We start from the raw sequence: 25,651 nt of genomic DNA, 5'->3' as shown, positions 1-25,651 counted from the left end.
GTATTAGCTTCCCGAAAATTCTTCCACGTCTAATTCAACGGCCTCCTTCAAGCAGGACAGTACATCAGGTTTAGCACTGATTACGCGGTTCCAACTTGGTATAAAAGGCGTTTCCATAGGATTTTCTAGAAAGCTTGTGCCCGCTTTCATTATATTCTGTGCAAACATTTCTACTGCTTTTTCTTCTGAATGAATATCTACAGATAGTCCATTCATTACAGCGTCGTTGTGATAGGTTTCGATAAAATCTAAAGCAATTCTAAAATAGGCGGCCTTAATACTTCTAAAGGTTTCTGTGGTAAATATAGTGCCCTGAGTCGCTAATTTTCTAAACAAAGCTTTGGTAATGTCAATTGACATCTTTGATAAACCACCTTGATCATTATTCAACGACAAATCTTGATGTTTATGATCATAGATATGCGCTATGTCTGCCTGACACAGGCGATTATGAGAATAATTTCTGTGCATTTCAGACAATACGCCAATTTCTAATCCCCAATCACTTGGAATTCGAATATCGTTTAATACATCTTTTCGGAACGAAAATTCACCTGCCAGAGGGTAACGGAAACTGTCCATAAACTCTAAATAATCACTGTTTCCAACGGTATTTTTAAGCGCTCTAAGCAGAGGTGTAACTAATAAACGGGAGACTCTACCGTTAATCTTGCCGTCGGCAATTCGCGCGTAAAACCCTTTGCAAAACTCGTAGTTAAACTGCGGATTTGCTACTGGATAGATAAGCCTAGCCAGTAGTGATCTATCATAAGTAACTATGTCACAGTCATGCAAAGCAACACTTTCTACTTTACCTGCTGCTAATACGTAGCCCATACAATACCAAACGTTTCGTCCTTTACCCATTTCCGTCGGTGCAACGCCCAAATGTTGAAGTTCTTCGTCAAGAGCTTTTAATCGAGGACCATCGTTCCAAAGTACTCTGTGCGGTTGTTGCAATTCGCCGAAAAATTTAAGTGCGTGTTTATATTGGCTTTCATCGGCTCTGTCTAAGCCTATTACAATCTGATTTAAATAGGGGACGTCTTTTATTTGTTTAATAATTGAAGGTAATGCATCACCTTCTAATTCAGAAAAAAGAGAAGGGAGAATTAGACCGAGAGGGCGGTGTTTCGAAAATTTCACTAATTCATGTTCTAAATCATCAATACCGCGAGATTCCAAATTATGCAGTGTAGTTACAATACCATTTTGGTAAAAATCAGCCATTTAGCTTTCCTCTTTTTCAACAAGCCTTGGAATTAAATATTCAAGTGCTTCAGTCCAGCCTTCTGGACCATGATGTTGTGTGTTTATTGTTCTATTTGTTCTTTGTAATATAGGCGGCGGATTCACTGGCGACGCGACAATTACGGCGTAATCAGCAACTTCTAGCATTGCAATATCGTTGGGGCCATCTCCTAATGCTACGCTTGTTACTTTTGTTTCTGGAAACTGGCGTTGATATTCGCTGGTTAACCATTTCAACGCTCTTCCTTTGCTACAATTTCCGCAGATATGGAGAAACCTTCCTCCTAATACAGGTTTTGCGCCCATTGCATTGAGCCGATTGATAAATTCTTCTCTTCGCTCCTCACTGCCTAACCAATTAACAGGCTCACCAAATTCACGCGTTGATGCCAAGGTCGCATTTTCTTGGCTTAATCCGGTAACTTCCATGATACGATTGATAGACATAGATGAAAAGGTTTCAAATTCGCCATCAAACTCTTTACTTAATTTGTCTATCATAGCTTTAAAATGTTGCCGTTTGTTGGCAAAGCTCTTAACCCAGTGTCCACCTTCCCAGACAGCGCCTTTGGGTTTTTTGGGTAAAAAGTCAATTGGCATGAGTACGGCTGCGCCATTTTCTACTATTAAAGGCCCTTTTAAACCTATCTCCGTCATCAACTGTTTCACTTCACTAGACGTTTTACTGGTGTTTGGAATAATAGGGATATTCAAAGACTGTAAAGCACTAATACAAGGTTTAGCGGCGTCAAACGAATAACTAAAATGATCGAGTAGTGTCCCATCCATATCTGTAAATATTAGTGGGATTTTATTTTTTGTTATTTTTTTATACATTGAGTAATACTTCTTTTCTCATCCAGCGAAAACACATAATCACAATCAGCCGGTAAATAATGTAAATTATGCTCAGTGATACGTTGGTAATACTGGATAAAGGTTTTTATTTCTTCATCCGTCATACCAATGTTGCCTGTAATACCAGAAGCCGCTAATTTTTGTTTGAGCTTGTGCTCTTGTTCTAAACGCCACGAGTACACGGTATTAAAACTAGGTGCTTTTAACATTACGAGTAAATCGAGCCGTGCAAAAATAGGCTCGTACTTTTGTAACAGTTGTTGATTCACATAGCCACGCCAACTACCGTCAGGATCATGTTCAGTTTCGAGCGGATTGACGGCAACAGATAAGGTATCATTTTCGGCGGATTTACTACCCACACACCATCCTTCAAATACAATAATATCTTTAGGTTCTTCTATTGGCGTCCAATCTTCTTCTGGATATAAATCGTCATTCGCTTTATCAAATTTGGGTATGATGCAACTTTGCCCTAAGGCTAGTTTATTTAATACTTTATTTAACATTACTGCATTATGAGTTCCTGGTACTCCGCGAGTGTGAAGCAGAGGGTGAACTTGTTCACTTAAGGCAGCGCGTATCTCTTTACTGAAATAAAAATCGTCGATGGAAAAGCCAACGCTTGATACTTTTTGGACTTGATTGAAATAGCCAACGAGAAAATCAGTTAATGTTGATTTTCCCGAACCTTGAGCACCATTTACGCCCACAAATAGTGGTCTTTTCGCCTTTTTATGGTGCGAAATAATGTCATCAGCGAGTGGTTTGAACCATTTTAGTGCGCTTTGCCAGTAACTGTTAGTAAGTTTGTGTTCTGACGTAAACTGCTCTTTAAACTGCGCCAATATTGAATCTTGCTCATCTTGCTGCATTCAGCTTTTACCTCTTGCGGCTTCATATACAACTATTTCAAGCTATTGTTTTGTCTTTTTAGGTTAACAACTACAGATATCGTGCCAGAAATCCAATTCACAATTCAAACGGACAACATAATTAGGCTGTCGCAATAAAAGTGGCTCTTCTTGGCGCTGGATAACCCTCAATGGTTTTCTTATGATCTTGAGGATCTAAAAAGTCTATTAGCGAATGGTTTGGCATCCATTCAGTCGTTCGTTGTTCTTCGATAGTAGTATCATTTTCATCTACTAGCCTGACATTGGAAAAACCAACTTTCTGTAACCACTTTATCATAGCTAAACTACTTGGAATGAAATACACATTGCCCATTTGCGCATATCTGTCACTTGGCAGTAGAACCGTCTGGTCATCACCTGCAATAACTAAGGTCTCTAATACTAGCTCGCCCCCTTTGACTAACTGCTGCTTAAGTTGTTTTAAAAATAGCAGAGGATCTAATCGGTGATACAGCACGCCCATAGAAAAAAGGGTATCAAATGCTTTGGTAGCGGGTAACTGTTCTATTCCTAATGGCAAAAAATGTACGTTGGCATTTGGTAGGTAACGCTTTACACAATGAAATTGGTAGAAAAATAAAGTGGTTGGGTCTATTCCTATGACTTGTTCTGCTTGCTCTTGATGCATACGCCAAAGGTGGTAACCACTCCCACAACCAACATCAAGGACACGCTTGTTTGCCAATGATTGAATATGTGGCAAGACTCTTTGCCATTTCCAATCTGAGCGCCATTCCGTGTCTATTTGAACACCAAAAAAGTTAAATGGTCCTTTTCGCCATGGCATAAATTGCTGCAATATAGCGCTGATCTTTTTCTTTTCATTGACGGTCAAAGTTTCTTCATCGCCAATCTGAATGGTATTTCCAATTTCAGTTTTAAAAGGTATAGAAGAAGGGAGTTTTAAAATTTGTTTTTGCCAAACTTTTTGTTTGTCGTGATGCGTCGCCGACTGCCATTCTTGAGCTAATTCAACAAAAGCTGCTAAATGTTTTTGCAAAGGCGTATTTAAAATTGCTTTATAAAAATCAGTTGTCCATTGATCAAAATTCACAGTAATTCGTCAGCCTTTTTTATGTTTATTTTATTGCAAACATGGATGCAAAATTTAAATTTTGGTACCAGCTTGCATAATGAGAAAATCCTGCCTGCTTGAAGCGTGCGTAATGACCATCTTGATTATCTGTAATCATTACATTTTCAAGAGCTGTGCGCTTTTGGCTTATTTCTAGATCAGAATAACCATTTTGACGTTTAAATTCATGATGAATTTCTATTAGCTTGTTGTTTACTAAAGTATCCTTGAACGAAAGTTTTTCACTTACGACTAGTATACCTCCCGGATTTAAAGCGCTATATAATTTGTCGATCACATCTTGACGTAAATTTGGAGAGATAAATTGCAAAGTAAAATTCATGATTATTGCATCACAGGGCGCTATTGTAACTTTTGTTACATCAGCATAAATGACTTCAATATGATGATTAAAATTCCAAGCAGAAATATTCTTTTTACAGCGTTCAACCATAGCTTCTGAATAATCTAATGCTTTAATTTGTATTGATGATTGATTAAATCTTTTTGCAATGGCCAAAGAGGTTGCTCCCAATGAGCATCCAATATCGTAAATTATCGATGTGTTTTTCAAATGGGAAGCTATAATTTCAGGAATGGTTGAAATTATCTTTTGGTATCCTGGAACAGACCTATTGATCATATCGGGAAAAACGTCAGCAACGTTTTGATCAAAGCTAAATGGTGCGATATTTTCGCGTTGAGCAGCAAAAAGCTGATCTTTTTCGGGGTTTTTACCTATGTTTTTCATAAAAATTTTCTTAAAATTTAGATTTTTAGTAATTCCAAACTAAAAGCTACTTTCATAGTAAAGCTAAACTGATTACAATCAAATCGTCGGGAATAAAATTTAATACTATTATAACAATAAAAAACGCTGAATTTTGGGCTGATAAGTTCCTGACGAGTTGGAATTTCAGCATGGACAATAGGAAGAAGTAGTCATTATGCTTAAATTTTTAATTGCAGATGATCATCCCCTTTATAGAGAAGCATTAAAAGCCGCACTTCAGACTGAATTCGATCGTGTTGTTTACCTCGAATCTGACTCGTTTTCGTCTACGCTAAGTGTAATCCGTAATAACAGAAGACTCAATCTTGTTTTATTGGATTTGAATATGCCGGGATGTGAAAATTATTACGGTCTTTTAAGAATTAAAGAAAGTTATCCTAATTTACCAGTGGCTGTTGTATCGGCTTCTGATTCAATCGATGTTATTTCGCAGGTGTTGGAATTTGGTGCAGATGCCTTTATTCCTAAAACAACTCCAACATCAGATTTAATCGTTGCAGTAAAAACAGTCTTAGACGGTGAAAAGTGGATTCCCGATGAAATTCAATCGAAATTAGTTGATGTTGATAACAACACTATGAAAGTTGCACAAATGGTGAGAGAACTTACACCTAAGCAATTTCAAGTGCTTAGATATATCAAGCAGGGGATGATGAATAAGCAAATCGCGGATCAACTGAACGTTACTGAAGCAACAATTAAAGCACATATCAGCATGATATTTAAGCGCTTAAATGTGAAATCGCGAACACAAATTTTAGTCGCTATTGAAAAGCTTCAATTGGATTGATCTTGAATGCCTATTTACCCCGAATAGAGTTACACCGTCACCTTGATGGCAACGTCAGGCCGTCCACAATATTAGAACTCGCGAAAGAGCAAGGGACTGCTTTTGCCAAATATTCCCCCGAACAAATAGAAAAGCTCGTTTATATTGAAGATAAAACCAGTGATCTATTGGCATTTCTTAAAAAATTAGATTATGGCATTTCAATTTTACAATCCCCTAAAAATTGTTATCGCATAGCTTGGGAAAACGTAGAGGATGCATATTCTGAGGGCTTAGATTATGTCGAACTCAGATTTTCTCCCTTTTATATGGCTCAACCCCATCATTTAAATATGCACGAAGTGATTGAACAGGTAATTGCTGGCGTACGAGATGCTACGCATAAATTTGATGTAAAAGTAAATTTAATCGGAATTTTAAGCCGCACCTTCGGTGTAGAAAATTGTAATAAAGAGCTTGATGCGATTTTAGATTCAGCACAGCATTTTGTTGCTGTCGATCTGGCCGGTGATGAAGCGGGATTTCCTGCAAACTTATTCCAATCACATTTCAAGAGAGTCCATGACAAAGGCTTGAAAGCAACTATTCATGCCGGAGAAGCCGCTGGTCCTGAAAGCGTTTGGGATGCAATTAAGTTATTAGGGGCAAGTAGAATAGGGCACGGGGTAAAAGCCATTCAAGATAAAAAACTGATGGGATATCTGGCAGAAAATCAGATTGGCATTGAGTCTTGCATTACCTCTAATTATCAAACTGGAACCTGGATTGATATTGCTACTCACCCAGTAAAAGAATTTTTATCAGCAGGTATTGAAGTCAGTTTGCACACAGATGATCCTGGGGTGTCTAATGTGACATTGACAAGTGAATTTGAACTTGCGAAAACTACCTTGGGTTTATCTGAAAATCAACTAACGCAATTACAAAAAAATGCCTTAGCCCAAGCATATATTTCATCACAAGAAAAAATCGAACTTATAAAAAAAGCCGAATTAAGAAATTTATAATTCGGCTTTTATCCAATTGTTTATCTTAGCTAAGCTGCTTTTTCGGATTTCTTGCGCGTACTTGCTCTTTTAGGTTTTGCTTTCGCGCTAGTTGCCGCAATCAACTCTTTGTCATCAAAATCATCGACATTTATCGTTCTAAGACGTCCAGCTTCAGTGTCTTTTAATAACTGAGCATCTTCATCTGAAATAAGATTTGCGGCCAAAGCCTTGTCTGCTAGTTTATCCAATTCAGTCATTGGCAATTTTTCACCAAGCGACTTACATACTTTGTCGAATATTGGTTCCACTGCTATTACATTGCGTAGCGTGGATTCTAAATCACCGAATAAATTACCAAAGTATTGGCCGTAACCTAAGCGATCTCTAGCGCTAGATGGCGTCTGCAAAATATGCGCTATTTCGTGTTCCACGTCGTCGCTAGGTTTATCGTATCGTTTGCCAAACGGCATAACGATGGCGCGTAAAACAAATCGGATGCCGGCCACTGGGAAGTTGCGAATAAAGTCATCTATTGCAATATCAATTTTATGTAAACTGTCTTGCATTGCCCAGCGCAGCATAGGTAAATCTTCGTGTAATCTACCTTCTTCATCAAAGCGTTTTAGCGTTGCTGAGGTAAGATACAAGTGACTTAACACATCACCTAATCGAGCGGATAAACGCTCTCTGCGTTTTAGACTACCACCTAAAGCGCCCATTGAAATATCAGTCATCAACGCAAGGTTTGCAGAATAGCCTTGCAATGCTCGGTAATATTTAGCCGTTTCGTCATTGAAAGGCGCTCGACTAAAACGATTGCCAGTTAAACTAAACCATAGCGACCGCACAGTATTACTAACGGCAAAGCCAATATGACCCCAAACCGCTTTATCGAAAGATGATAATTGATCGTTTTTGTCTTCTAGTGCTGCGGCCTTAATTTCACTTAATACATAAGGGTGACAGCGCATAGCACCTTGGCCAAATATCATCATATTCCGAGTTAGTATGTTTGCACCTTCCACAGTAATGGAAATAGGTGTGCCTTGATAAGCTCGGCCAAGATAGTTATTAGGACCTAGACATATGCCTTTGCCGCCGTGCACGTCCATAGAAGCGTTCACGCAATCACGCATTTTTTCGGTTAAGTGATATTTACAAATTGCACTAATCACCGACGGCTTTTGTCCTAAATCCACACCAGCGGTGGATAAAGAGGTAACTGCGTCCATCATGTAGGCATTGCCACCAATTTTAGCAAGCATTTCTTCTACGCCTTCCATTTGCCCTATGGGTAAACGGAACTGTCTTCTGATACGCGAATATGCACCAGTTGCCAAAGCCAACTGCTTAACGCCGCCTGCGGCTGAAGACGGAAGGGTGATGCAGCGACCAACTGACAAGCATTCCATTAGCATTCGCCAGCCTTTGCCTGCCATTTTCTCGCCACCAATGATATAACTCAAAGGTACAAAAATATTTTCACCTTTTAAGGGACCGTTTTGAAATGGTGTGTTCAAAGGAAAGTGACGGCGACCAATTTCTAGTCCTTTGGTATCTCTTGGAATTAGAGCACAAGTAATGCCGAGATCTTTTTTATCGCCTAATAAGCCTTCTGGGTCGAACAGCTTAAACGCTAAGCCAACAACAGTCGCAACAGGAGCTAGGGTAATGTAGCGCTTATTGAAAGTTAGTGACATGCCTATCACTTCTTCACCGTCGAATGTGCCTTTACAAATAACGCCTTTATCAGGAATGGCACCAGCGTCTGAACCAGCTTCTGGGCTGGTTAATGCAAAACAGGGAACCTCTTTACCTTCAGCTAAGCGGGGTAAATAATAGTCTTGTTGCTCTTTAGTGCCGTAATGTTGTAGCAATTCTCCAGGACCTAATGAATTAGGCACGCCAACAGTACTTGATAAAACGGCGCTTACACCGGCTAATTTCTGTAGTACACAGCGCTGTGCATAGGCAGAAAACGCTAAACCGCCATATTTCTTTTCAATAATCATGGCGAAGAATTTGTGTTTTTTCACATATTCCCAAATTTCTTCCGGCAAATCGGCGTCGACGTGATTAATCTGCCATTCATTGACCATTGAACAAACTTCTTCACAGGGACCTTCTAAAAAGGCTTTTTCTTCTGCGCTTAATTTCGGTTTTGCAACCCCATGCAATTGTTGCCAATCGGGTTTCCCACTGAATAGTTCACCATCCCACCAAACGGTGCCAGCGTCTATTGCTTCTTGTTCTGTAGATGACATTTCAGGAGAAACTTTTTTATAGAAAGCGAGCAATCGTTTTGAAATGATGTCTTTACGAATGGGTTCGTAAAGTAGGGGAACTGAAACCGCTAAAAACAGGATCCAGCTGAAGATGCCAAGATCGCCAAATAGAGTAGCGATAAATAATGCAACGCCGACTATTGCGACTGAAGATTGCAAAGCATAACGTTGATAAGTAACAACGCCAATAGTTAATAAAATAAAAAGTACCCAAAATAATTCGGACATAATGACTCCAAAGGTCAGACCAGATGCGTAAACATAAAACGATTCTAGTAAAAATTCAAGTATAGGTGAAAAATGAAGCTTTAATTTTCACCTAAAATATTTACGTTAGGGATGAAATTTAGTTTGTATAAAATTCAGAAAGTTGAATGTCGCCCTGTTCTTTGCCTTCTTTAAACTGTTGAAGTCGAACTAAGGTGTAGCCCAGAGAAGGGGCAAACCAAGCGTAGGTGAGGCGTTTATTGGTTTCACGATTGATGCGTACCTTGGTGGCTTCGATTTGACCATAAGGTAATTGTAACGTCTCAGTGTCGAGCACTTGCAGGTCATAAAATCGTTTTTCGCCGCGATAGTTGATAAAATCGTATCTAAGGTCGGTAACTTTGTTTGCTAACTGAGTAGATAGGTCAATTCTAAACAATTGATTATCTAATTCACCTTGCCAGTCATAGGTTTCTTTGTCATCAATAAATATTTTTTGTCTTTCTGCATCAAAACTGACTGACAAACTTTTGTTTCTGCCAGTGCCTGTGCGTAAATATTCATAAGTTTGCGGAATTAACTTATCGCCTTCCACCTGAAAAACGCTTTCTTCGTGACGTTTATCTGATAAGAAAAATTTTGATACTTTAGAGTCATAGACGACTTTGTAAGTATCCTCAGCAATTTTGAATAAATTCAAGCTTGCTTGACCTACATCGTCTTCATCGTGATAAGCAGTGTACTTAGCCGAGAATGTTTTTAATTCTCTATTTTCGTCTGCGTTAGCCTGTACTGCTACTATTAGAAAACTAAGTACTAAACTCAGTATTATCGAAATCTTCATATTGTAATCCAGTCTTTGACAGCTTCTTGTTGTCTAATAATGCGCTATTTTCTTGCATCTTTAATCTTTCGGCACAAAACCAAGAGACAACGAGAGGGTAAATAATCCATTCATTTTGCGCAACTCTTTGCGCCAAGGATGTCTCAGTGTCGTTTGATAGTACCTCAATACGAGATTGTAAGACAATTGGACCGCCATCAAGTTCATCGGTCACAAAATGCACGCTGACGCCGTGATATTGATCGCCATTTTCTAGGGCTCTTTTATGGGTATGAAGGCCAGGGTATTTGGGTAATAAAGAGGGATGTATATTCAGCATTTTGCCGTTAAATGCATTTACAAAGTCTGCGGTTAAAATGCGCATAAAGCCCGCTAATACTACAAGATCAGGTGAGTAAGAAAGGATTTTATCTTTTAATGCTTGATCAAAAGCCTGTCTATCATTAAATGTCTTATGATCAATTAAGATTGCGGGTATATTCGCTGACTCGGCTCTTTCAAGACCAAAAGCATCTGGTTTATTCGAAATGACAGCAACAACGTCCGCGTTTATTTTACCTTCAGCACAAGCATCTATAATCGCTTGAGCATTGCTGCCATTACCTGAAATTAACAGGACAACTTTCTTTTTAGACATTAATCTATAGTAACCTGTTTGTTGTCAGTGTTTTCTACTACAGAACCTATAATCCATGCCTTTTCGCCAAGGGAACTAAGTATATCTACACAGCTATCAGCTATATCTTGATCGACTAACAACACCATGCCCACACCACAGTTAAAAGTGCGATACATTTCATGAGTAGTCACATTACCAGCATCCTGTAGTAAGCTGAAAATAGCTGGCCATTGCCAAGATGTTTTGTCAATTTGCGCACATAAATGCTCGGGTAATACACGAGGAATATTTTCCCAGAATCCGCCACCTGTAATATGTGAAATGGCATTGACTTTGTGTGATTCTAATAGTGCTAGAACGCTCTTCACGTAAATGCGTGTAGGTTCTAATAAGTGTTCTTTTACCGGTTTGCCTTCTAAATCTGCTTCTAGATCAACCTTGGCAACTTCAATAATTTTTCGAATTAACGAATAGCCGTTAGAGTGTGGTCCCGACGATCCTAAAGCAATAATTTTATTGCCAACGGAAACGTTCGAACCGTCGATAACTTCATCGGATTCAACCACACCAACACAGAAACCTGCTACGTCATAATCGCTGCCATGATACATGCCAGGCATTTCAGCGGTTTCCCCACCAATTAATGCACAATTAGACATTTCACAGCCTTTACCAATTCCACTTACCACTTCAACTGCTTTGTCTACATCTAATTTTCCAGTGGCGTAATAGTCTAAGAAAAATAAAGGCTCTGCACCTTGAACTATGAGGTCGTTTACACACATGGCTACAAGGTCAATGCCAATACCTGCGTGTTGCTCCATGTCCATAGCTAATCGCAATTTAGTACCCACACCGTCAGTGCCAGATACAAGCAAAGGTTTTTTGTATTTTTCAGGTAATGCGCACAAAGCGCCAAACCCACCAAGATTCCCCCGAACCTCGGGGCGATGAGTTCGTTTAGTGACAGATTTAATCTTGTCAACTAACTGATTGCCAGCGTCAATATCGACGCCCGCATCTTTATAACTTAATGATGTCTTATTTTCAGTCACTAACTTTTTCCCCTAACAAAAATGCGGCGAAATTTTACCAGTAAGCAAAGAAAATTGACACCTAAACTTAGCGTTAAAATTTGGGGTGCAAATTAGTTAAAAATAACTGAAAATGTATAGGTGTATGAAAAGGAGAAATAAAAAGCGTGCGATTGATTGAAAAGCTTGTACTCATTGCCTCTTTATTGTTTGTAATTTCTAATGTATTTGCTCAAGTCCGCGTAAATACAGCGAGAGTGGAGATTACTGAGCAAAATCGCGGACGCCAAGTCACTCTAGGTCAAGCTGCTTTATCGCAGGTATTTGTTAAAATATCAGGGGATAGAAATATTGTCGAGGCTGACGTGATTAAGCGTGCCATCAAAAATTACGAACAATATTTAATTACTAGCCGGTATGGACAAGAGCAAGATTTCGCGTTTTTTGAAGCTAGATTTAATCAGGAAAAAATAATTCAACTGCTCAAAGTCTCTGGTCTGCCAGTTTGGTCCGAATTAAGACCAAATGCTGTTATATGGCTAGCCAGTAATATTAATAAGAATATTGAATCGGTTTCACAAAATTCAGGCAAAGGCCTAGCTAATACTATTAAAAACACGGCGCAAAGTAGGGGAGTTGAAATATATTTGCCGATAGGTGATTTAGAAGACACCTTGGCTCTAGATGCATTTGATATTTGGACGCAAAATATTAATAAGATTAAATCTCAGTCTTTTAGATATAACGCAGACTTTATTATTAGTGCTTCAATAAATCCTATACGAGATGACCTGTCAGAAGTTGACTTGGATGCCCTTAACCAAACAGCTTCTGCAGAGCAACCAATTGATCCTGAAGAAATAGAAGTCATTGATGAAGTACAAAATCAAATTGAACAACTTGATGAAACCTTCGACTCAATTGAAGACACAGAATCTGATAATGCGATAGAAGAAAACACGGCAGCAATAAAAGAAATTGAAATTCCAGAGGGTGCCAGTCTATTTTTAAATTATGCCATCATTGAAGATACTAAAACCGATGTCGGACGAATTTACGGGACCACTGAAAATGAAGTTACTGCCGAATTAATACATAAATTTGCAGACAAACTGGCCAGACAATTCGCAGTGGTTGGCACTGACACTCAAGAAAGCCAACGCATTATTATTCAAATTAGTAATATCAAATCGCTTCAGTCTTTACATGAAGTTCAAGAGATATTTTCGTCCATGCCAATAGTCCGTTCGGCGCATTTAAAGCAACAGAATGTTGATAAAGCAATTTTTGAAATTGACATGGTAGATCAATTAGATAAATTTCTGACGCTGATTGAAATTGACCAACGCCTAACAAGAGATCTTTCTCAAGAAAACGATCTACAAACAATCTCTTTTTTCTGGAATCGTTAAATTGCAATTAGTGTTACCTGTATCCCCCTTAACTGAACGTCGATTTGAAACCTTTATTATGGGAGATAATGCTCACCTAGTGTCTTCTTTGAAAGAACTAGCAACTATTCATAAGGGCATTAATAACCAAATGCTTTTTATTCATGGTAGTCATGGTCTTGGGAAAACCCATTTGTTGCTGGCGACCTGCGCGTTAGCTGAAAAGCATAAAATAAGTAACCAATATATAGATTTTGCTGAACTTTTAAACTTTCCTCCCGAAGTGCTCGAAATGGCTATTTCTTGTAATTTAATCTGCATGGATAACGTTGATGCAATTGCAGGTCATAGAAATTGGGAAGTCGGTGTTTTTGATTTTATAAATAAATGTCGTGAATTAGGTAATAAGACCCTTATTTTTTCATCTAGTACAAGCGTAGCTTCTAGTCAGTTTTCCCTTCCAGACTTGGCATCTCGACTTACTTGGGGGACTACATTCATGGTGCAGGAACTAAGTGAACCTGAAAAAGCAAAAACAGTAAAATTGTTGGTAAAAAATAAAGGCCTAGAAATATCCGATGATGTTGTCAATTACCTGCTCAAAAGGCACGCCAGAGACATGAACTCTCTTGTTGATGCAATCGAGCAATTAGACAAAGCGTCTTTACAAGATCAGCGAAAGCTCACCATACCTTTTGTTAAGCAAACCCTTAGTCTTTAATCTTTAACTGGATACCATGATGGGGATAATTTTGCTGTTGCAACAACCGCATCTTTCGTTCATCCAGAGGCATTTCATTGAACTCAAACCCATTTGATGTTTGATCAAGTTGTAAGGTTTCAAACCATGGACTACCGAATGAGAATGCTTTTGGGGAAGGTAGGTTGTTCAAGAGTGAGGTCACATCTCCCAATTCTGGGTAGACTTTTTCAACTGCAAATATAGTGCGCGCAGCCAAACTTGGATGACTAATACGGTTTCGCTGCCCCCAAGTAACTTGGTAATTATTATTGTTTTGATTCGCTAAAATACCTAAATCTGCTGCGGCACCTAATCGATGTAACATAATAAAACGTTCAAAAAGGGTCGCGAAATCCTCTCTTTCTGTGTAATAAGCATAAAATGATGGTGCTATGTCAGGTTCAAAAAAGTCACGCACATTTGCTGCGGTATAATTCCTTTGTTGATTGGTCGCCGACTCACCTCCAAACCTAACGTCTGCAAGAGCATGCATTTCACTGGAAGTTAACGGGTACTGGTCATTTAAGATATCGGAATTAGTGCCATTTGCGCGAAAATAGGCTAATGGCGTGGTGCTAGGGTCCATGTTGCTCCAACTGTTGGGAGGAAAAAAGTCATTGGCATGGGCTAGCTCGTGATACATCAGCCAAGAAATGCTGGCCTCTAAATCATAAAAAGTCCGAGGTCCTCGGTTGTTCTTAGGGTATACATTGAGTGGGTAATATGCGTTATTTTTTACATAGCGCCAAAATATTGAAAATTGCAGATCACTTCCAAAGTCACTGCGATAGTCAGGTTGATCATTTAAGGTGTCTCTTTCTGAAGCTGACATCCAAAAATTATTTGCATCTAAGTAGATAGCGCCGGTTGCACTCCAATAAAATGATGGTCTAACATCATAAGAGATAACAATTGCTGTCACGCCTCTGAGAAGGTTTAACATGTCTTGACCAGCAACAGATCCTTCTAAATATTGACGAAATCTGTCACCCATCCAGTCATGGGAAACTAATGTACGATCAAGTATATCCTCCACTGTGGGGGTTGTAGTTTGTGTACCAATGAGCGGTAAATCAGCAAAGGTGCATGTTGGCGTTGCCGGAATTTGATTATTATAAACGCAGGATTCAAGTGCTTGTTTATGCGGGCTGTCGGAATTGTAAGCATGCATATCTTGAGTAACAAAGTAACCATTACTATAAAACAGACCATTTCTATCGAAATTGGTATTTTGAATTAAAACAAAAACCAGATCAGAAGCCTGAGATCCATTATTATAGGTAGCTGACATTTCAAATACGAGCAAAGTGTCCTCTGTAACTTCTGGCGCTTCAAAAAACAAAAAATCGTCTTGTTCTGTAAGTTCACTTATAAGCGGTCCTGCCAATTGCGTCCATTCAATACTCTGTAATTGAAGATTTTCCGCGTTGTGAACGTGCAAGCTGACATTGCCTAATTCTGTCACTGCATGGTCTAGCATAACGCTAGCAGAAGCGCTGCTTTGATTGGAAACGGTAAAATTGATGTCAATAGCTAGACTTGCATTGCTTCTCTGGATATTGGCCCTGAACAAATAATTTCCTGCTTGCGACGGTGTGACACCTATAGTTTTAGAATTATTTGCTAGAATATCCAATGTTGGTCCCGAAATTTGGGTCCAATCTACAGAAAAATTTTGGTTATTTTCGTCTATTAAAACAAATCCCACGGTCTCGCCAATTACTGCGTCTTGCTGTCCATAGACCTGAATGCCGTTACTCACGAAAAGCGGAGAAATTTCCCCAATTGACGGCGGTGTAGGGGCCGGTTGCGGATTATTATCTGTGTTTCCTGATCCACCGCATGCAGAAAGCATTAAAAGACCAATAAAAACAAATAATATTCGCATTTTTAGTTACCTTTACGCTCGAAATAGGCTTTTTCGTCCTTCATGACTTTACTCAATTTTTGTAGGCCGGTTCCTAACTCTTGACCTCGATGTCTAGCAAACAAGCTGCAACCAGCAAACATGGCACTTGCTAAAATTAACTCTATTGTGGCCCAAAGTCTTTGCTCCGGTTCAGCATACAAGGTGGTAATTGCGTGTAAAAAATACCATAACACGATAAAGCAGGCCCATGCATGAGTGTAGGGCTTTGCAGCTATTATGCCTTTTAGAGGTAAAAGTAAAGGCAGAATAAACAAAACAAAAATGAATCCAGCACTGTAGTCGTTACCAGCATCTAAAAGGTAATACCAAATACTCATCCAGAGTAAAAGTAAAAAATGAGAAGTTAAAGCTAACCATCTAAACCTTTTAACTTTGTCAGACATAGGGGTCATTTTGTTACTCCATTTTTTGATGCCCACTCAGACAGTCGTTTGCCCATAGCAAACGCTAGTTTCTGCTCGTCGTTTGATAGTTTACCAGTATCATTAGCAAGATGAGAAACACCGTAAGGCGAACCACCAGTGCGAGTTTCATGTAATTCTGGAAGTGAATAGGGAAGGCCAATTAAACACATCCCATGATGAAATAACGGCAACATCATACTCAATAGCGTGCTTTCTTGACCACCATGCATACTCGAAGTGCTAGTAAAAACACAAGCGGGTTTATCAACCAAGGCACCTTTCATCCAAAGGTCGCTGGTACTATCCCAAAAGTACTTCATGGCCGCTGGCATGTTACCAAAATGCGTTGGGCAGCCTAAAGCTAAACCATCACAGGTAACTAAATCTTGTTTACTTACATAAGGAAACCCTTCGCTAGGTATTTCACTGGCGACTTTTTCGATTTCGGAAGATACTTTAGGTACTGTTCGAATATTTGCACTAGCGCCTGTTGATTCAATACCTTTGGCGATTTCTAATGCCAGCGTTTGAGTACCACCATGACGGCTAAAATATAACACCAAAATATTTGTCATTAAAACAGATCCAGTACGTTTTCTGGTGGTCTACCTATTATGGCATCTTCTATTTTGTCGAGACTACCTTTTATTAAAATAGGACGCTCGAGTAATTTAGGAAATTTAGCAACAGCTGCAATTACTTCTTCATCAGACGAGCTTTTGGAGAGTTTAGCCTCAATAAATTCTTTTTCTTTAGGACGTATCATTTCCAGAGCCGTATCAACGCCTAAGGTAGTGTAAAGAACGTTTAATTGAGCCTCAGTTAATGGCGATTTTAAATACTCGATCACCTCTAAAGGATGATTTTTCTCTTCGACAATTTGTAAGGCTTGTCTGCTTTTCGAACATCTTGGGTTGTGTAACAGTGTGAATTTAGGCATTATTTTCTCCACTGGAAAAAGGGGTTAAATAACATGAAGTCGCGTGCTCTTTTATTTTTTGTTGGAATTGTAGCCTTATCTACGGGATTTTTCATATATTCAACTCAAGCGTACGATTTTCGTACATTAGATAATAAAAAATATTCGTTCGATGACTTTACAGGCGATTATGTCATTGTAAATTACTTTGCAGAATGGTGCGCGCCTTGTTTAAAAGAGGTACCTGAATTAGTTTTATTTCAAAACCAAAAGCAATCTGACGTGCACCTTTTTGCAGTAAGTTACGATACTCTTAGCGAACAAAAACTGTCTAGCATTAAACAAAAATATAATATGGCATTTCCGCTAGTTGCCGAAGTCAAAACAGCTTTTCCGTTTGAAAAGCCCCAATACTTGCCCGCCACCTTTGTCATTAGACCCGATGGGAGTGTCGCCGGCAAATTATTTGGAGAACAGACGGCGCAATCCTTGATTGACAGTATCAATCAAGATAAAGCTATATACTCAAACGCTGAATAGACTCTTGAGCCATCCTCATTTTCTCTATCAGGCCTTTAATTCTCTGGCGCTCTAACACATCACCTTCAGCAAAATTATAGGCAAACTGCAATTCATTGATTGCCAGAGGATAAGCTGAAATAAGCGAATAAATTTGCGCTTGTGTAATATGCGCATCTTTTTTATTTTGCGTTCTTTGGTAAGCATCATTTAACAGTTGATAAGCAACAATGTCATTTTCGTGGACCAAAAGTAGGTCTCGTAAAATTTGAATGCTAGTACCGTAATTTTCAGCCTCCAAATGCGCGTTCGCTAGATTAAGCGCCAATACTCGATTTTGAGGTTTAAATTGCCATAATGGCGTAAGCAAGTTTATTGATTTCGTTGGATTGTTTTGTTTTAGATAAATATCAGTCAATAAATCTAAATAAAATAGATTTTCGCTATCCTGAGATAGCAGTGTTGTGACTAAAGTTTCAGAAGCTGTATATTGCTCGTCTTCAAATAAGGCAATGGCTAAACCATATTGAGCGGCTGATAAATAAACCCCTGTATTTGATTTTACCTGTTGTTGATAGCGAGCGATGGCGTAGTCTGGGTTTAGCAAATAACGTGCATCAATTCTCGCTCTTGCTAATAGGAAAGGGAGACTAGGTGGAAGATTCCGCTTGCCATAAGCGCGTGCACGGGTAACCGTTTCTGCGACTCGGTCATTAGGCAGAGGGTGAGTTCTCAAGAATGCTAATTCGTTTGAACTACCTCTATTTTGTTCGGCCAATCGACCAAAAAACGCCGGGGCACCCTCTGGGTCAAAGCCAGCACGATACAAAATATTTATGCCAATATTGTCGGCTTCTTGTTCATTCTGACGAGTGAAGTTAATCTGTGCTTGTTGATTTCCCGCCATTGACGCTGAAATAGCTGCCATTCCTGCTTCTGCATCTGCCAAGGCAACTAAGATGCTGCCGATTAAGGTAGCAATTTGTAATGGACCACTTCTTTGCTGGGATTGCGCTCTGCGCGCTAAATGTCTTTGCGTAACGTGGGCTATCTCGTGAGATAATACGGATGCTAACTCACTTTCTGATTCTGCTTTTGTAATTAAACCAGAATGTACGCCTATGTGCCCGCCGTAAAAAGCAAATGCATTTAATACTGGATTATTAATTATGAAAAAAGTAAACGGGAAGCGAGTATTATCGGCATTGACCACAAGCCGGTTTCCAATGTCTTGGATGTATTCTTGCAACACTGGATCATTCAGTAAGGGCGCCTGACCTCGAAGTTGACGCATAATGGCATCGCCAAGGATTTTTTCTTTATCAATAGTGAGAGCATCAGAGGCCACTACACCAATTTCTGGTAGCTGATTTTTATTGTTGTGACTAATTTGTGCCAAGCTAGCAAATGCCAGTAAGCTCAAAATTGTACCAGTCCATATTTTGAAAAGTGGCTTTGACATCAAGAATTCCAAAAAGCGCATTATCATTGTTTTATATATTAAAGACATAGGAAGCTATCAATTAGTTTCAAAATATAACCAATAAGTTTGGTCCGGATACAAAAAAATAGCTTAGAATAGGTTATACGAAATTTTATCATACAGGGTTTTATAATTAATGTTTACCGTGTTAGGCGATTGGTATAAAAGAAAGTTCTCAGATCCTAATGCATTAATGTTGCTTCTATTGATACTGTTCAGTGCGCTCATGATGTATTTATTGGGAAATATTCTGATGCCAGTTTTGGTAGCAGTTGTGATTGCATATTTATTGGACGTTCCGGTAACTAAGTTGCAAAATTTAGGGGTTGGTAGGGTATTGTCAACGACCTTTGTAATCGTAGTGTTTTTCTTTATATGCTTCATTACCACAGTGAGTTTATTACCTGTTATTTCAAAGCAAAGTGTTAATCTCGCTAAGGAGATCCCAGTGATATGGGACTCTGCTCAACAGTGGATAGCCAGCTTGCCAGAAAAATATCCCAATACTATTGAAGTTTCCTACATTAATTCCGCAATGGCTGGAATTAATGAAAAGCTAGTAGATTTTGGAGAAACTATAGTGTCGGTATCTTTCAGTTCTTTAGGGACTGTTGCGGCGCTGTTTATTTATATGATACTTGTCCCCTTGATGGTTTTTTTCATGCTGAGTGATAAGCAAACCTTCGTTGATGGGATTAGCCGCATACTTCCTAAAGAGCGCAGATTAATAACCCAAGTGGGTGAAGAAATGAATACTCAGATTGCAAATTATATCAGAGGTAAGGTCATTGAAATTCTCATTGTCGGTACAGTAACGACTATTGCTTTTTCAATATTGGAATTAAGATTTGCTGTGCTACTTGGGGTCTTGGTTGGATTATCTGTGCTGATACCCTTTATTGGCGCAGCCGCAGTGACTGTTCCTGTTGCCATTGTGGGCTTATTTCAATTCGGCCTAAGCGCTGAATTTGGTTGGTTGATGGTAGTGTATTTGGTTATTCAAGCATTAGATGGAAATTTATTGGTACCTCTTTTATTTTCAGAAGCGGTAAGTTTACATCCTCTCTATATAATTATTGCGGTCTTGCTTTTTGGTGGGCTATGGGGGTTTTGGGGCGTTTTCTTTGCAATTCCTTTGGCAACCTTGGTCAAGGCACTGATCACAGCATGGTCTTCCCCTGAAATTTATACCTCTCAAGCGTAAAATAACAAGTGCACTTTCATTAAAGTTGACAGTGCACTTACTTCAACAATTTGGCTAGGCTAGCGCTTCTAACACCACTTGATGATGCTCTTTGGTTTTAAACTTGTTAAATACAGTTTCGATGGTGCCGTTTTCATCGATTAGAAAACTTATACGATGAATTCCATCGTATTCTTTGCCCATAAATTTCTTGAGTCCCCAGACACCAAAAGCGTCAGCTACAGCATGGTCTTCATCCGATAGTAATGAAAAATTAAGTGATTCTTTTTCATAGAATTTTTCTAATCGTTTTACCGCATCTGGACTTATGCCGAGTACAACAGTATTTTTAGCGTCTAATTCAGCTGCTATGTCTCGTAGACCTTGTGCTTGCACTGTACATCCAGGCGTCATCGCTTTTGGATAAAAATAAACCAGTACTTTTTTACCTGAAAAATCCGATAGGCTAACCGGCTGGCCAGTTTGATCATTTAGGGTAAATGCGGGCGCTTTATCACCAGCTTTCAATGTATTCATTGTCTTCCTTTGTAATTTGATGGCTAATTTGTCCGGACAATCCCAGACTGTTCAGTAAATCTTTGACCTTAGTATCGAAAACAATGAGATCTAGATCAGATGGTGCAGACAAAACCATTTTACATTGCAATGTAGTGTTTTGCGCCTTTTGTTCCGTTTTTTGGCGTAATGCACTGATTGATACATTATTTTTTGTCATAAGGTGCGTGACTTTTTGAATAACTCCAGCGGCATCCTGCCCTGAAAATTTTAACAAAATCATCTTTTCTAAATTTTGGCTAACGTGTCCCTTGGTGCGCTTCATCATACAAAGCAACTGGTGGTCCATGCATAATTTTGACACAGCTACTTCTAAGCGATTAATACTTGAACCTTCACCATTGACTATTAAGCTGATGGAAAAATCTTCTCCATAAATTGCGTGCCGAGAATCTAAAATATTACAATGATTGTCATTAATACAACTGGCAATAACACTCAACACGTTCAGTTTATGTGTGCCTAATACGTTAATAATGAGTTCTTGCTGCATACAAAAATGATCCTAACTTCTGGGTGAAACTGCAGTATTCATCTGGTGAAAGTCGATAATTTAATATGTTATCACTAAATAGCATTCTTTATGCTTGTTTTTGTGAATTTAGAACACTACTATTGCGCCATAACAATTTGGGAGTATCTATGTTTAAAGGTAGTTATGTTGCGCTCGTCACGCCAATGCTTGAAGACGGGACAATCGACAACGCTAGTTTACAAAAACTTGTAGAGTTTCATATCGAAAATGGAACCGATGGGATAGTTGCCGTTGGTACTACCGGCGAGTCTGCTACGCTTCCGATGGAAGAGCACATAGATGTTGTTAAACAAATTACTGACTACACAGCCGGAGCTGTGCCTGTTTTAGCGGGTAATGGTGCCAATGCTACAGATGAAGCAATTTATCTATCTAAGCAGATGGAGCATTTGCCTATAGCCGGATTTTTGAGCGTTGTCCCTTATTATAATAAGCCTCAACAAACTGGAATGATTGCACACTTTAATGCAATTGCTGATGCCACAGACTTACCTTTACTGTTGTATAATGTACCAGGAAGAACGGTTGCAGATATGAAAACAGAAACCGTTGTAAGTTTAGCTAAGCATCAAAATATTGTTGGGCTCAAGGATGCTACTGGTAATTTGGCTCGTTTACATGAAGAAAGGGCAGCTCTAGGCAAAGACTTCTTATTGTTAAGTGGTGATGATGCTACAGGTTGCAGCTTTATGTGCCAAGGTGGCGATGGCGTTATTTCAGTGACGGCAAACATTGTACCTGATAAAATGGCAACTATGTGTAAGTTATCTCTAGCGGGTGAGTTTGATAAAGCCAAGGCTGTGGATGACGAAATAGCTGGCTTACATCATGATTTGTTTATTGAGCCAAACCCAGTTGTTCCTAAGTGGGCATTATATAAAATGGGCTTGATGTCATCACCAGTATTACGATTACCTATGGTTCAACCTGAACTATCTACGCAAAATGTAATCGAACAAAGATTATCGAAATTAGGATTAATATAATAAAATGCAAAACCACAAGGTCCTAGTAGTCTTATTGACTATGTCAGCGCTTAGCGCGTGTTCAACATCGCAATCAAGAAAACAGGCTTCAGGTGAATTTGATTACCTTGAAAAATCACTTCAAAGTACATTAGAAGTTCCTCAAGAACTCGATGCACCCGAAAGCAGCACTCAATATGCTATACCTACACTCGAAAGTAGTGCTTCAGGAAAACCATTGATCGGTCCGGAAGTAAGTGTACAGTCTCCTCGCTTAGTGATTCCTCTAGTTGCTGGTTCTCACGTAGAAGAGGGAAGTAGAGACGCTAAGGTATTATTCGATCAAATCAATGATAATGAATCTTTAGATAAAACTATTTGGGACACTGTACTCGCGTATTTAGAGCTTAATCAAATTGGCGTGGAAGAGTTTGATAAGGAAAACAACACCCTTATTACTGATTGGGTAGTTGATAAGAAAGAAATTGAAAGTAGCTGGTACAGTATTTCAGATGAATATATTGAGCACGCTAAACGCTTCAAACTAAGTCTAGAAATGGCGCCTCATGGGAGAACAGCAGCGTTAAAATCTGAATTAGTCGAGTATTTAGATGAAAAAGGTAATTCAATTTTAGTAAATAGAGATCCTTTAGATACCCGTAATGATGAAGTCAACTTCTTAAACTATATAATTGCAGAATACGATTTTGGAATTCGTTTAGAACGAAATCAGCGTATTAATTTAATTAGAGAAGGCTTTGCTTCTGAATTTAAAGTAAGTGAAGACGGTGAACCCATTTATGTTATTGACGCTGAATATGCTAATGCTTGGCCTAGATTACAGCTAGTATTACGTAAAATGAATTTTGATGTGGTCGATTTGGATCAATCCTCAGGCATAATGTTCGTCAAATACAATGGGCCGGATGAATCTTGGTTTTCAAGCTTTTTCGGCAGTGATGAATTGGATTTAGAAGAAGATGACTACAGACTTTCAGTCGAATCTTCTGATAACAAAACCATAGTAACTTTCAAAGATTCTGATAATAACGCATTTTCTGAAGAACTAGCACAATCAGTGTACGCAGTATTTTCAGAATACATGGCGGCTAATGATTTAGATATTTAATTCGGGAAAGCATTAATGCAAAATGTAAATAAAGTCAGTGAGTTATACCGCGGTAAGGCTAAAACTGTTTACACAACTGATCAAGATGACAAACTAATCCTCGAATTCAGAAATGATACTTCGGCATTTGACGGTGAAAAAATTGAGCAGTTGGATCGCAAAGGTGAAGTGAATAATAAGTTTAATCATTTCATTATGCAAAAGTTAGAAGCTGCGGGGATCAAAACCCAGGTAGAAAGCTTGTTATCTGATACAGAATCATTAGTTAAAAAGTTAAAAATGATTCCGTTAGAATGTGTAGTGAGAAACTATGCTGCTGGTTCACTCTGTAGGCGTCTAGGAGTAGAAGAGGGGACTGTTTTATCACCACCTACTTTTGAATTCTTTTTTAAAAATGATGCATTGCACGATCCCATGGTCAATGAAAGTCATGCTATTGCCTTCAACTGGGCAACTCAGGCGCAAATTGATCAAATGAAGGCACTTACATTTGAAGTTAATAATGTGCTTTCACCATTGTTTAAATCTGGCGGAATGTTGCTGGTTGATTACAAGTTAGAGTTTGGTGTTTTTGCAGATGGAAGCATTGTGTTGGGTGATGAGTTTACCCCAGATGGCTGCCGTCTATGGGACGCGGAAACGAAAAAGAAATTAGATAAAGATAGATTTAGACAAGGCTTAGGTTCAGTAGTTGAATCATACATTGAAGTAGCTGAACGGATAGGCTTGTCGCTTTAACGAGTGAATGCTAAATCTGAGGCAAGTAATACAAAAAAGGCTGTTTATAACAGCCTTTTTTAATAAGTTTTCAATTCAACATCTGATTTTGGAATACAGCAACAGACTAAGACTTCATCGTCATCAATAAAAGCGAGAGGATCAATTATGTACTCTATCTCTCCTGACACAAGTTTAGTTCTGCAAGCACCACAAAACCCCTCTCGACAATGAAAATGAACATCAATATTTTGTTTTTCCATTGCAATAAGAAGATTTTCTTCGTTTTTAAACGAAAAACAGGTGTGTGAATTGACACACACCTGCGTTGGTTGCTTATCTTTTACAAACACTTATTTTATAGCTCGAATTCTTCAAAGTCTTCTGAACCTACTTCGCTATCTATCTGACCAACTAAGTAGCTGCTAATTTCTGTTTCTTGAGGAGCTACTTGTACATTATCGGAAGATAAATAGTTATTCATCCATGGAAGCGGGTTACTTTTAGATTCATAAGGTTGGCCTAAACCTATTGCCGCCATGCGCTGGTTAGCAATATATTCAACATATTGGCAAAGAATTTCTTCGTTCAAGCCAAGCATAGAACCGTCTTTGAATAAGTAACTTGCCCATTCTTTTTCTTGTTGCACTGCTAACATGAAAATATCTTTGGCTTCCTGTTCAAGTTCTTTTGAAATTTCTGCCATTTCGGGATCATCTTTTCCTTTGGCCCAAAGATTCAAAATGTGCTGAGTGGAGGTTAAATGAATATTTTCATCCCGAGCGATAAGGCGAATTATTTTAGAATTACCTTCCATTAATTCACGTTCTGCAAAGGCAAAGGTACAAGCAAAAGAAACATAAAAACGTATCGCTTCCAAAGCGTTCACTGAATTCATACACAAAAACAGCTTTTTCTTTAAGTTACGAATGCTAACCTCATGGGTATATCCATCTACGTCATACACGCCTTCACCACGGGTTTGATATAACTGAGTGTAAAAAATTAAATCGTCATAATATTTGGAAATATCAGTTGCACGCTTTTTAATTTCTTCATTGACAACAATATCATCAAAAACGGCGCTTGGGTCGTTGAATAAATTGCGCAAAATGTGTGTGTATGAACGTGAATGTATAGTTTCAAAAAACGACCAGGTTTCTACCCAGGTTTCTAACTCAGGGAGCGAAATAATAGGCAAAAACGCAATATTTGGGCTTCTACCTTGAACAGAATCCAAAAGGGTTTGATATTTTAAGTTGGAGCTGAAAATATGTTTTTCAGCGTCCGTTAATTTCAAAAAATCAACCCTATCTTTGCTTACATCAACTTCTTCTGGTCGCCAGAAAAACGAAATTTGTTTTTCAATTAACTTTTCGAAGATAGGGTGGCGTTGCTGGTCATACCTAGCTACATTCACCGGCTTACCAAAGAACATATGCTCTTGCATAGTATCAACGGGTTGCTGATTAAAAGTGGTATATTTCATTTTGCTA

Annotated in this window: 27 protein-coding genes; 9 read left to right on the top strand and 18 right to left on the bottom strand. The window is 38.7% G+C overall.

What is annotated here, in order from left to right:
• Positions 1-3: 3 nt before the first annotated feature.
• The 5 genes from ACNKW3_RS00665 to cmoA form a co-directional block, all read right to left on the bottom strand.
• On the bottom strand, positions 4-1,230 hold the full coding sequence (locus ACNKW3_RS00665; RefSeq protein ID WP_427397354.1) for a glycosyl transferase: 1,227 nt from the start codon (positions 1,228-1,230) through the stop codon (positions 4-6).
• Positions 1,231-2,088: an HAD-IIB family hydrolase gene (locus tag ACNKW3_RS00660; RefSeq protein WP_427397353.1), complete on the bottom strand. Its 858-nt coding sequence runs from the start codon at positions 2,086-2,088 to the stop codon at positions 1,231-1,233.
• Positions 2,073-2,984 (bottom strand): kinase, encoded by a 912-nt coding sequence (locus ACNKW3_RS00655; RefSeq protein WP_427397352.1) that lies wholly within the window; start codon positions 2,982-2,984, stop codon positions 2,073-2,075. The genes ACNKW3_RS00660 and ACNKW3_RS00655 overlap by 16 nt, the downstream gene beginning before the upstream one ends.
• A gap of 121 nt (positions 2,985-3,105) precedes the next feature.
• Positions 3,106-4,080, bottom strand: a complete 975-nt coding sequence (gene cmoB / locus ACNKW3_RS00650) for a tRNA 5-methoxyuridine(34)/uridine 5-oxyacetic acid(34) synthase CmoB (RefSeq protein WP_427397351.1) — start codon at positions 4,078-4,080, stop codon at positions 3,106-3,108.
• Between the two features lie 25 nt (positions 4,081-4,105).
• Entirely contained in the window at positions 4,106-4,852 is a 747-nt protein-coding gene (gene cmoA / locus ACNKW3_RS00645) for a carboxy-S-adenosyl-L-methionine synthase CmoA (protein WP_427397350.1), read from the bottom strand.
• A gap of 196 nt (positions 4,853-5,048) precedes the next feature.
• On the opposite strand from cmoA, the gene ACNKW3_RS00640 reads away from it, so the two are divergent.
• On the top strand, positions 5,049-5,684 hold the full coding sequence (locus ACNKW3_RS00640; RefSeq protein WP_427397349.1) for a response regulator transcription factor: 636 nt from the start codon (positions 5,049-5,051) through the stop codon (positions 5,682-5,684).
• A gap of 2 nt (positions 5,685-5,686) precedes the next feature.
• A complete protein-coding gene (gene add, locus ACNKW3_RS00635) occupies positions 5,687-6,691 on the top strand; it encodes an adenosine deaminase (RefSeq protein ID WP_427397348.1) in 1,005 nt (334 codons plus the stop codon).
• A gap of 29 nt (positions 6,692-6,720) precedes the next feature.
• Here the strand turns inward: add and fadE are convergent, their stop codons facing one another.
• The 4 genes from fadE to purM all read right to left on the bottom strand — a co-directional run bounded on the left by fadE (position 6,721) and on the right by purM (position 11,683).
• Entirely contained in the window at positions 6,721-9,186 is a 2,466-nt protein-coding gene (gene fadE / locus ACNKW3_RS00630) for an acyl-CoA dehydrogenase FadE (RefSeq protein WP_427397347.1), read from the bottom strand.
• A gap of 118 nt (positions 9,187-9,304) precedes the next feature.
• The gene (locus ACNKW3_RS00625; RefSeq protein ID WP_427397346.1) at positions 9,305-10,009 is read right to left on the bottom strand and encodes a DUF3108 domain-containing protein; all 705 of its coding nucleotides are present in this window, start codon (positions 10,007-10,009) and stop codon (positions 9,305-9,307) included.
• Complete coding sequence (purN, locus tag ACNKW3_RS00620; protein WP_427397345.1) at positions 9,975-10,646, bottom strand: phosphoribosylglycinamide formyltransferase; 672 nt, start codon at positions 10,644-10,646, stop codon at positions 9,975-9,977. Before purN ends, ACNKW3_RS00625 begins: the two co-directional genes overlap by 35 nt.
• The gene (purM, locus tag ACNKW3_RS00615) at positions 10,646-11,683 is read right to left on the bottom strand and encodes a phosphoribosylformylglycinamidine cyclo-ligase (protein ID WP_427397344.1); all 1,038 of its coding nucleotides are present in this window, start codon (positions 11,681-11,683) and stop codon (positions 10,646-10,648) included. The genes purN and purM overlap by 1 nt, the downstream gene beginning before the upstream one ends.
• Positions 11,684-11,829: 146 nt before the next feature.
• Here purM and ACNKW3_RS00610 point away from each other — a divergent pair, with 146 nt between their 5' ends.
• Positions 11,830-13,074 carry a DUF2066 domain-containing protein gene (locus ACNKW3_RS00610; protein WP_427397343.1) on the top strand — a complete coding sequence of 415 codons (1,245 nt, stop codon included), beginning with the start codon at positions 11,830-11,832 and terminating at the stop codon, positions 13,072-13,074.
• Positions 13,075-13,084: 10 nt separating this feature from the next.
• Positions 13,085-13,774, top strand: a complete 690-nt coding sequence (hda, locus tag ACNKW3_RS00605; protein ID WP_427397701.1) for a DnaA regulatory inactivator Hda — start codon at positions 13,085-13,087, stop codon at positions 13,772-13,774.
• Here hda and ACNKW3_RS00600 read toward each other — a convergent pair.
• The 4 genes from ACNKW3_RS00600 to arsC are packed head-to-tail and all read right to left on the bottom strand — an operon-like array spanning position 13,764 to position 17,069.
• Complete coding sequence (locus ACNKW3_RS00600; RefSeq protein ID WP_427397342.1) at positions 13,764-15,683, bottom strand: hypothetical protein; 1,920 nt, start codon at positions 15,681-15,683, stop codon at positions 13,764-13,766. The two genes, hda and ACNKW3_RS00600, sit on opposite strands and share 11 nt — an antisense overlap.
• Positions 15,684-15,685: 2 nt before the next feature.
• Complete coding sequence (locus tag ACNKW3_RS00595; protein ID WP_427397341.1) at positions 15,686-16,117, bottom strand: DUF2069 domain-containing protein; 432 nt, start codon at positions 16,115-16,117, stop codon at positions 15,686-15,688.
• The gene (wrbA, locus tag ACNKW3_RS00590; RefSeq protein ID WP_427397340.1) at positions 16,114-16,704 is read right to left on the bottom strand and encodes an NAD(P)H:quinone oxidoreductase; all 591 of its coding nucleotides are present in this window, start codon (positions 16,702-16,704) and stop codon (positions 16,114-16,116) included. The genes ACNKW3_RS00595 and wrbA overlap by 4 nt, the downstream gene beginning before the upstream one ends.
• Positions 16,704-17,069: an arsenate reductase (glutaredoxin) gene (gene arsC, locus ACNKW3_RS00585; protein WP_427397339.1), complete on the bottom strand. Its 366-nt coding sequence runs from the start codon at positions 17,067-17,069 to the stop codon at positions 16,704-16,706. Before arsC ends, wrbA begins: the two co-directional genes overlap by 1 nt.
• Before the next feature lie 33 nt (positions 17,070-17,102).
• Here arsC and ACNKW3_RS00580 point away from each other — a divergent pair, with 33 nt between their 5' ends.
• Positions 17,103-17,588, top strand: coding sequence for a TlpA family protein disulfide reductase (locus ACNKW3_RS00580; protein ID WP_427397338.1), 486 nt, complete (start codon positions 17,103-17,105; stop codon positions 17,586-17,588).
• On the opposite strand, the gene ACNKW3_RS00575 is transcribed toward ACNKW3_RS00580, so the two are convergent.
• Positions 17,566-19,029: a M48 family metalloprotease gene (locus tag ACNKW3_RS00575; protein ID WP_427397337.1), complete on the bottom strand. Its 1,464-nt coding sequence runs from the start codon at positions 19,027-19,029 to the stop codon at positions 17,566-17,568. The genes ACNKW3_RS00580 and ACNKW3_RS00575 overlap by 23 nt on opposite strands.
• Before the next feature lie 157 nt (positions 19,030-19,186).
• On the opposite strand from ACNKW3_RS00575, the gene ACNKW3_RS00570 reads away from it, so the two are divergent.
• A complete protein-coding gene (locus tag ACNKW3_RS00570) occupies positions 19,187-20,254 on the top strand; it encodes an AI-2E family transporter (RefSeq protein ID WP_427397336.1) in 1,068 nt (355 codons plus the stop codon).
• Between the two features lie 54 nt (positions 20,255-20,308).
• On the opposite strand, the gene bcp is transcribed toward ACNKW3_RS00570, so the two are convergent.
• Positions 20,309-20,770, bottom strand: a complete 462-nt coding sequence (gene bcp, locus ACNKW3_RS00565; protein WP_427397335.1) for a thioredoxin-dependent thiol peroxidase — start codon at positions 20,768-20,770, stop codon at positions 20,309-20,311.
• On the bottom strand, positions 20,748-21,302 hold the full coding sequence (locus ACNKW3_RS00560; protein WP_427397334.1) for a glycine cleavage system protein R: 555 nt from the start codon (positions 21,300-21,302) through the stop codon (positions 20,748-20,750). Before ACNKW3_RS00560 ends, bcp begins: the two co-directional genes overlap by 23 nt.
• A 149-nt stretch (positions 21,303-21,451) precedes the next feature.
• Between ACNKW3_RS00560 and dapA the strand changes: the two genes are divergently transcribed.
• From dapA to purC, 3 genes are read left to right on the top strand one after another with little or no spacing between them, the layout of a single operon-like run.
• On the top strand, positions 21,452-22,330 hold the full coding sequence (gene dapA / locus ACNKW3_RS00555; protein ID WP_427397333.1) for a 4-hydroxy-tetrahydrodipicolinate synthase: 879 nt from the start codon (positions 21,452-21,454) through the stop codon (positions 22,328-22,330).
• Positions 22,331-22,334: 4 nt separating this feature from the next.
• Positions 22,335-23,438, top strand: coding sequence for an outer membrane protein assembly factor BamC (gene bamC, locus ACNKW3_RS00550; RefSeq protein ID WP_427397332.1), 1,104 nt, complete (start codon positions 22,335-22,337; stop codon positions 23,436-23,438).
• 15 nt (positions 23,439-23,453) lie between these two features.
• Positions 23,454-24,176, top strand: coding sequence for a phosphoribosylaminoimidazolesuccinocarboxamide synthase (purC, locus tag ACNKW3_RS00545; RefSeq protein ID WP_427397331.1), 723 nt, complete (start codon positions 23,454-23,456; stop codon positions 24,174-24,176).
• Positions 24,177-24,235: 59 nt separating this feature from the next.
• Here purC and yfaE read toward each other — a convergent pair whose 3' ends face one another.
• Positions 24,236-24,508: a class I ribonucleotide reductase maintenance protein YfaE gene (yfaE, locus tag ACNKW3_RS00540; protein ID WP_427397330.1), complete on the bottom strand. Its 273-nt coding sequence runs from the start codon at positions 24,506-24,508 to the stop codon at positions 24,236-24,238.
• A 5-nt stretch (positions 24,509-24,513) separates the two neighbouring features.
• Positions 24,514-25,644, bottom strand: coding sequence for a class Ia ribonucleoside-diphosphate reductase subunit beta (nrdB, locus tag ACNKW3_RS00535; protein WP_427397329.1), 1,131 nt, complete (start codon positions 25,642-25,644; stop codon positions 24,514-24,516).
• Positions 25,645-25,651: the final 7 nt, after the last annotated feature.

It is taken from the genome of Glaciecola sp. 1036 (genome assembly GCF_050306235.1).
Taxonomy (GTDB): domain Bacteria; phylum Pseudomonadota; class Gammaproteobacteria; order Enterobacterales; family Alteromonadaceae; genus Glaciecola.
The sequence above is the reverse complement of the archived record's forward strand: the minus strand, read 5'-3'. Positions and strand labels throughout refer to the sequence as shown.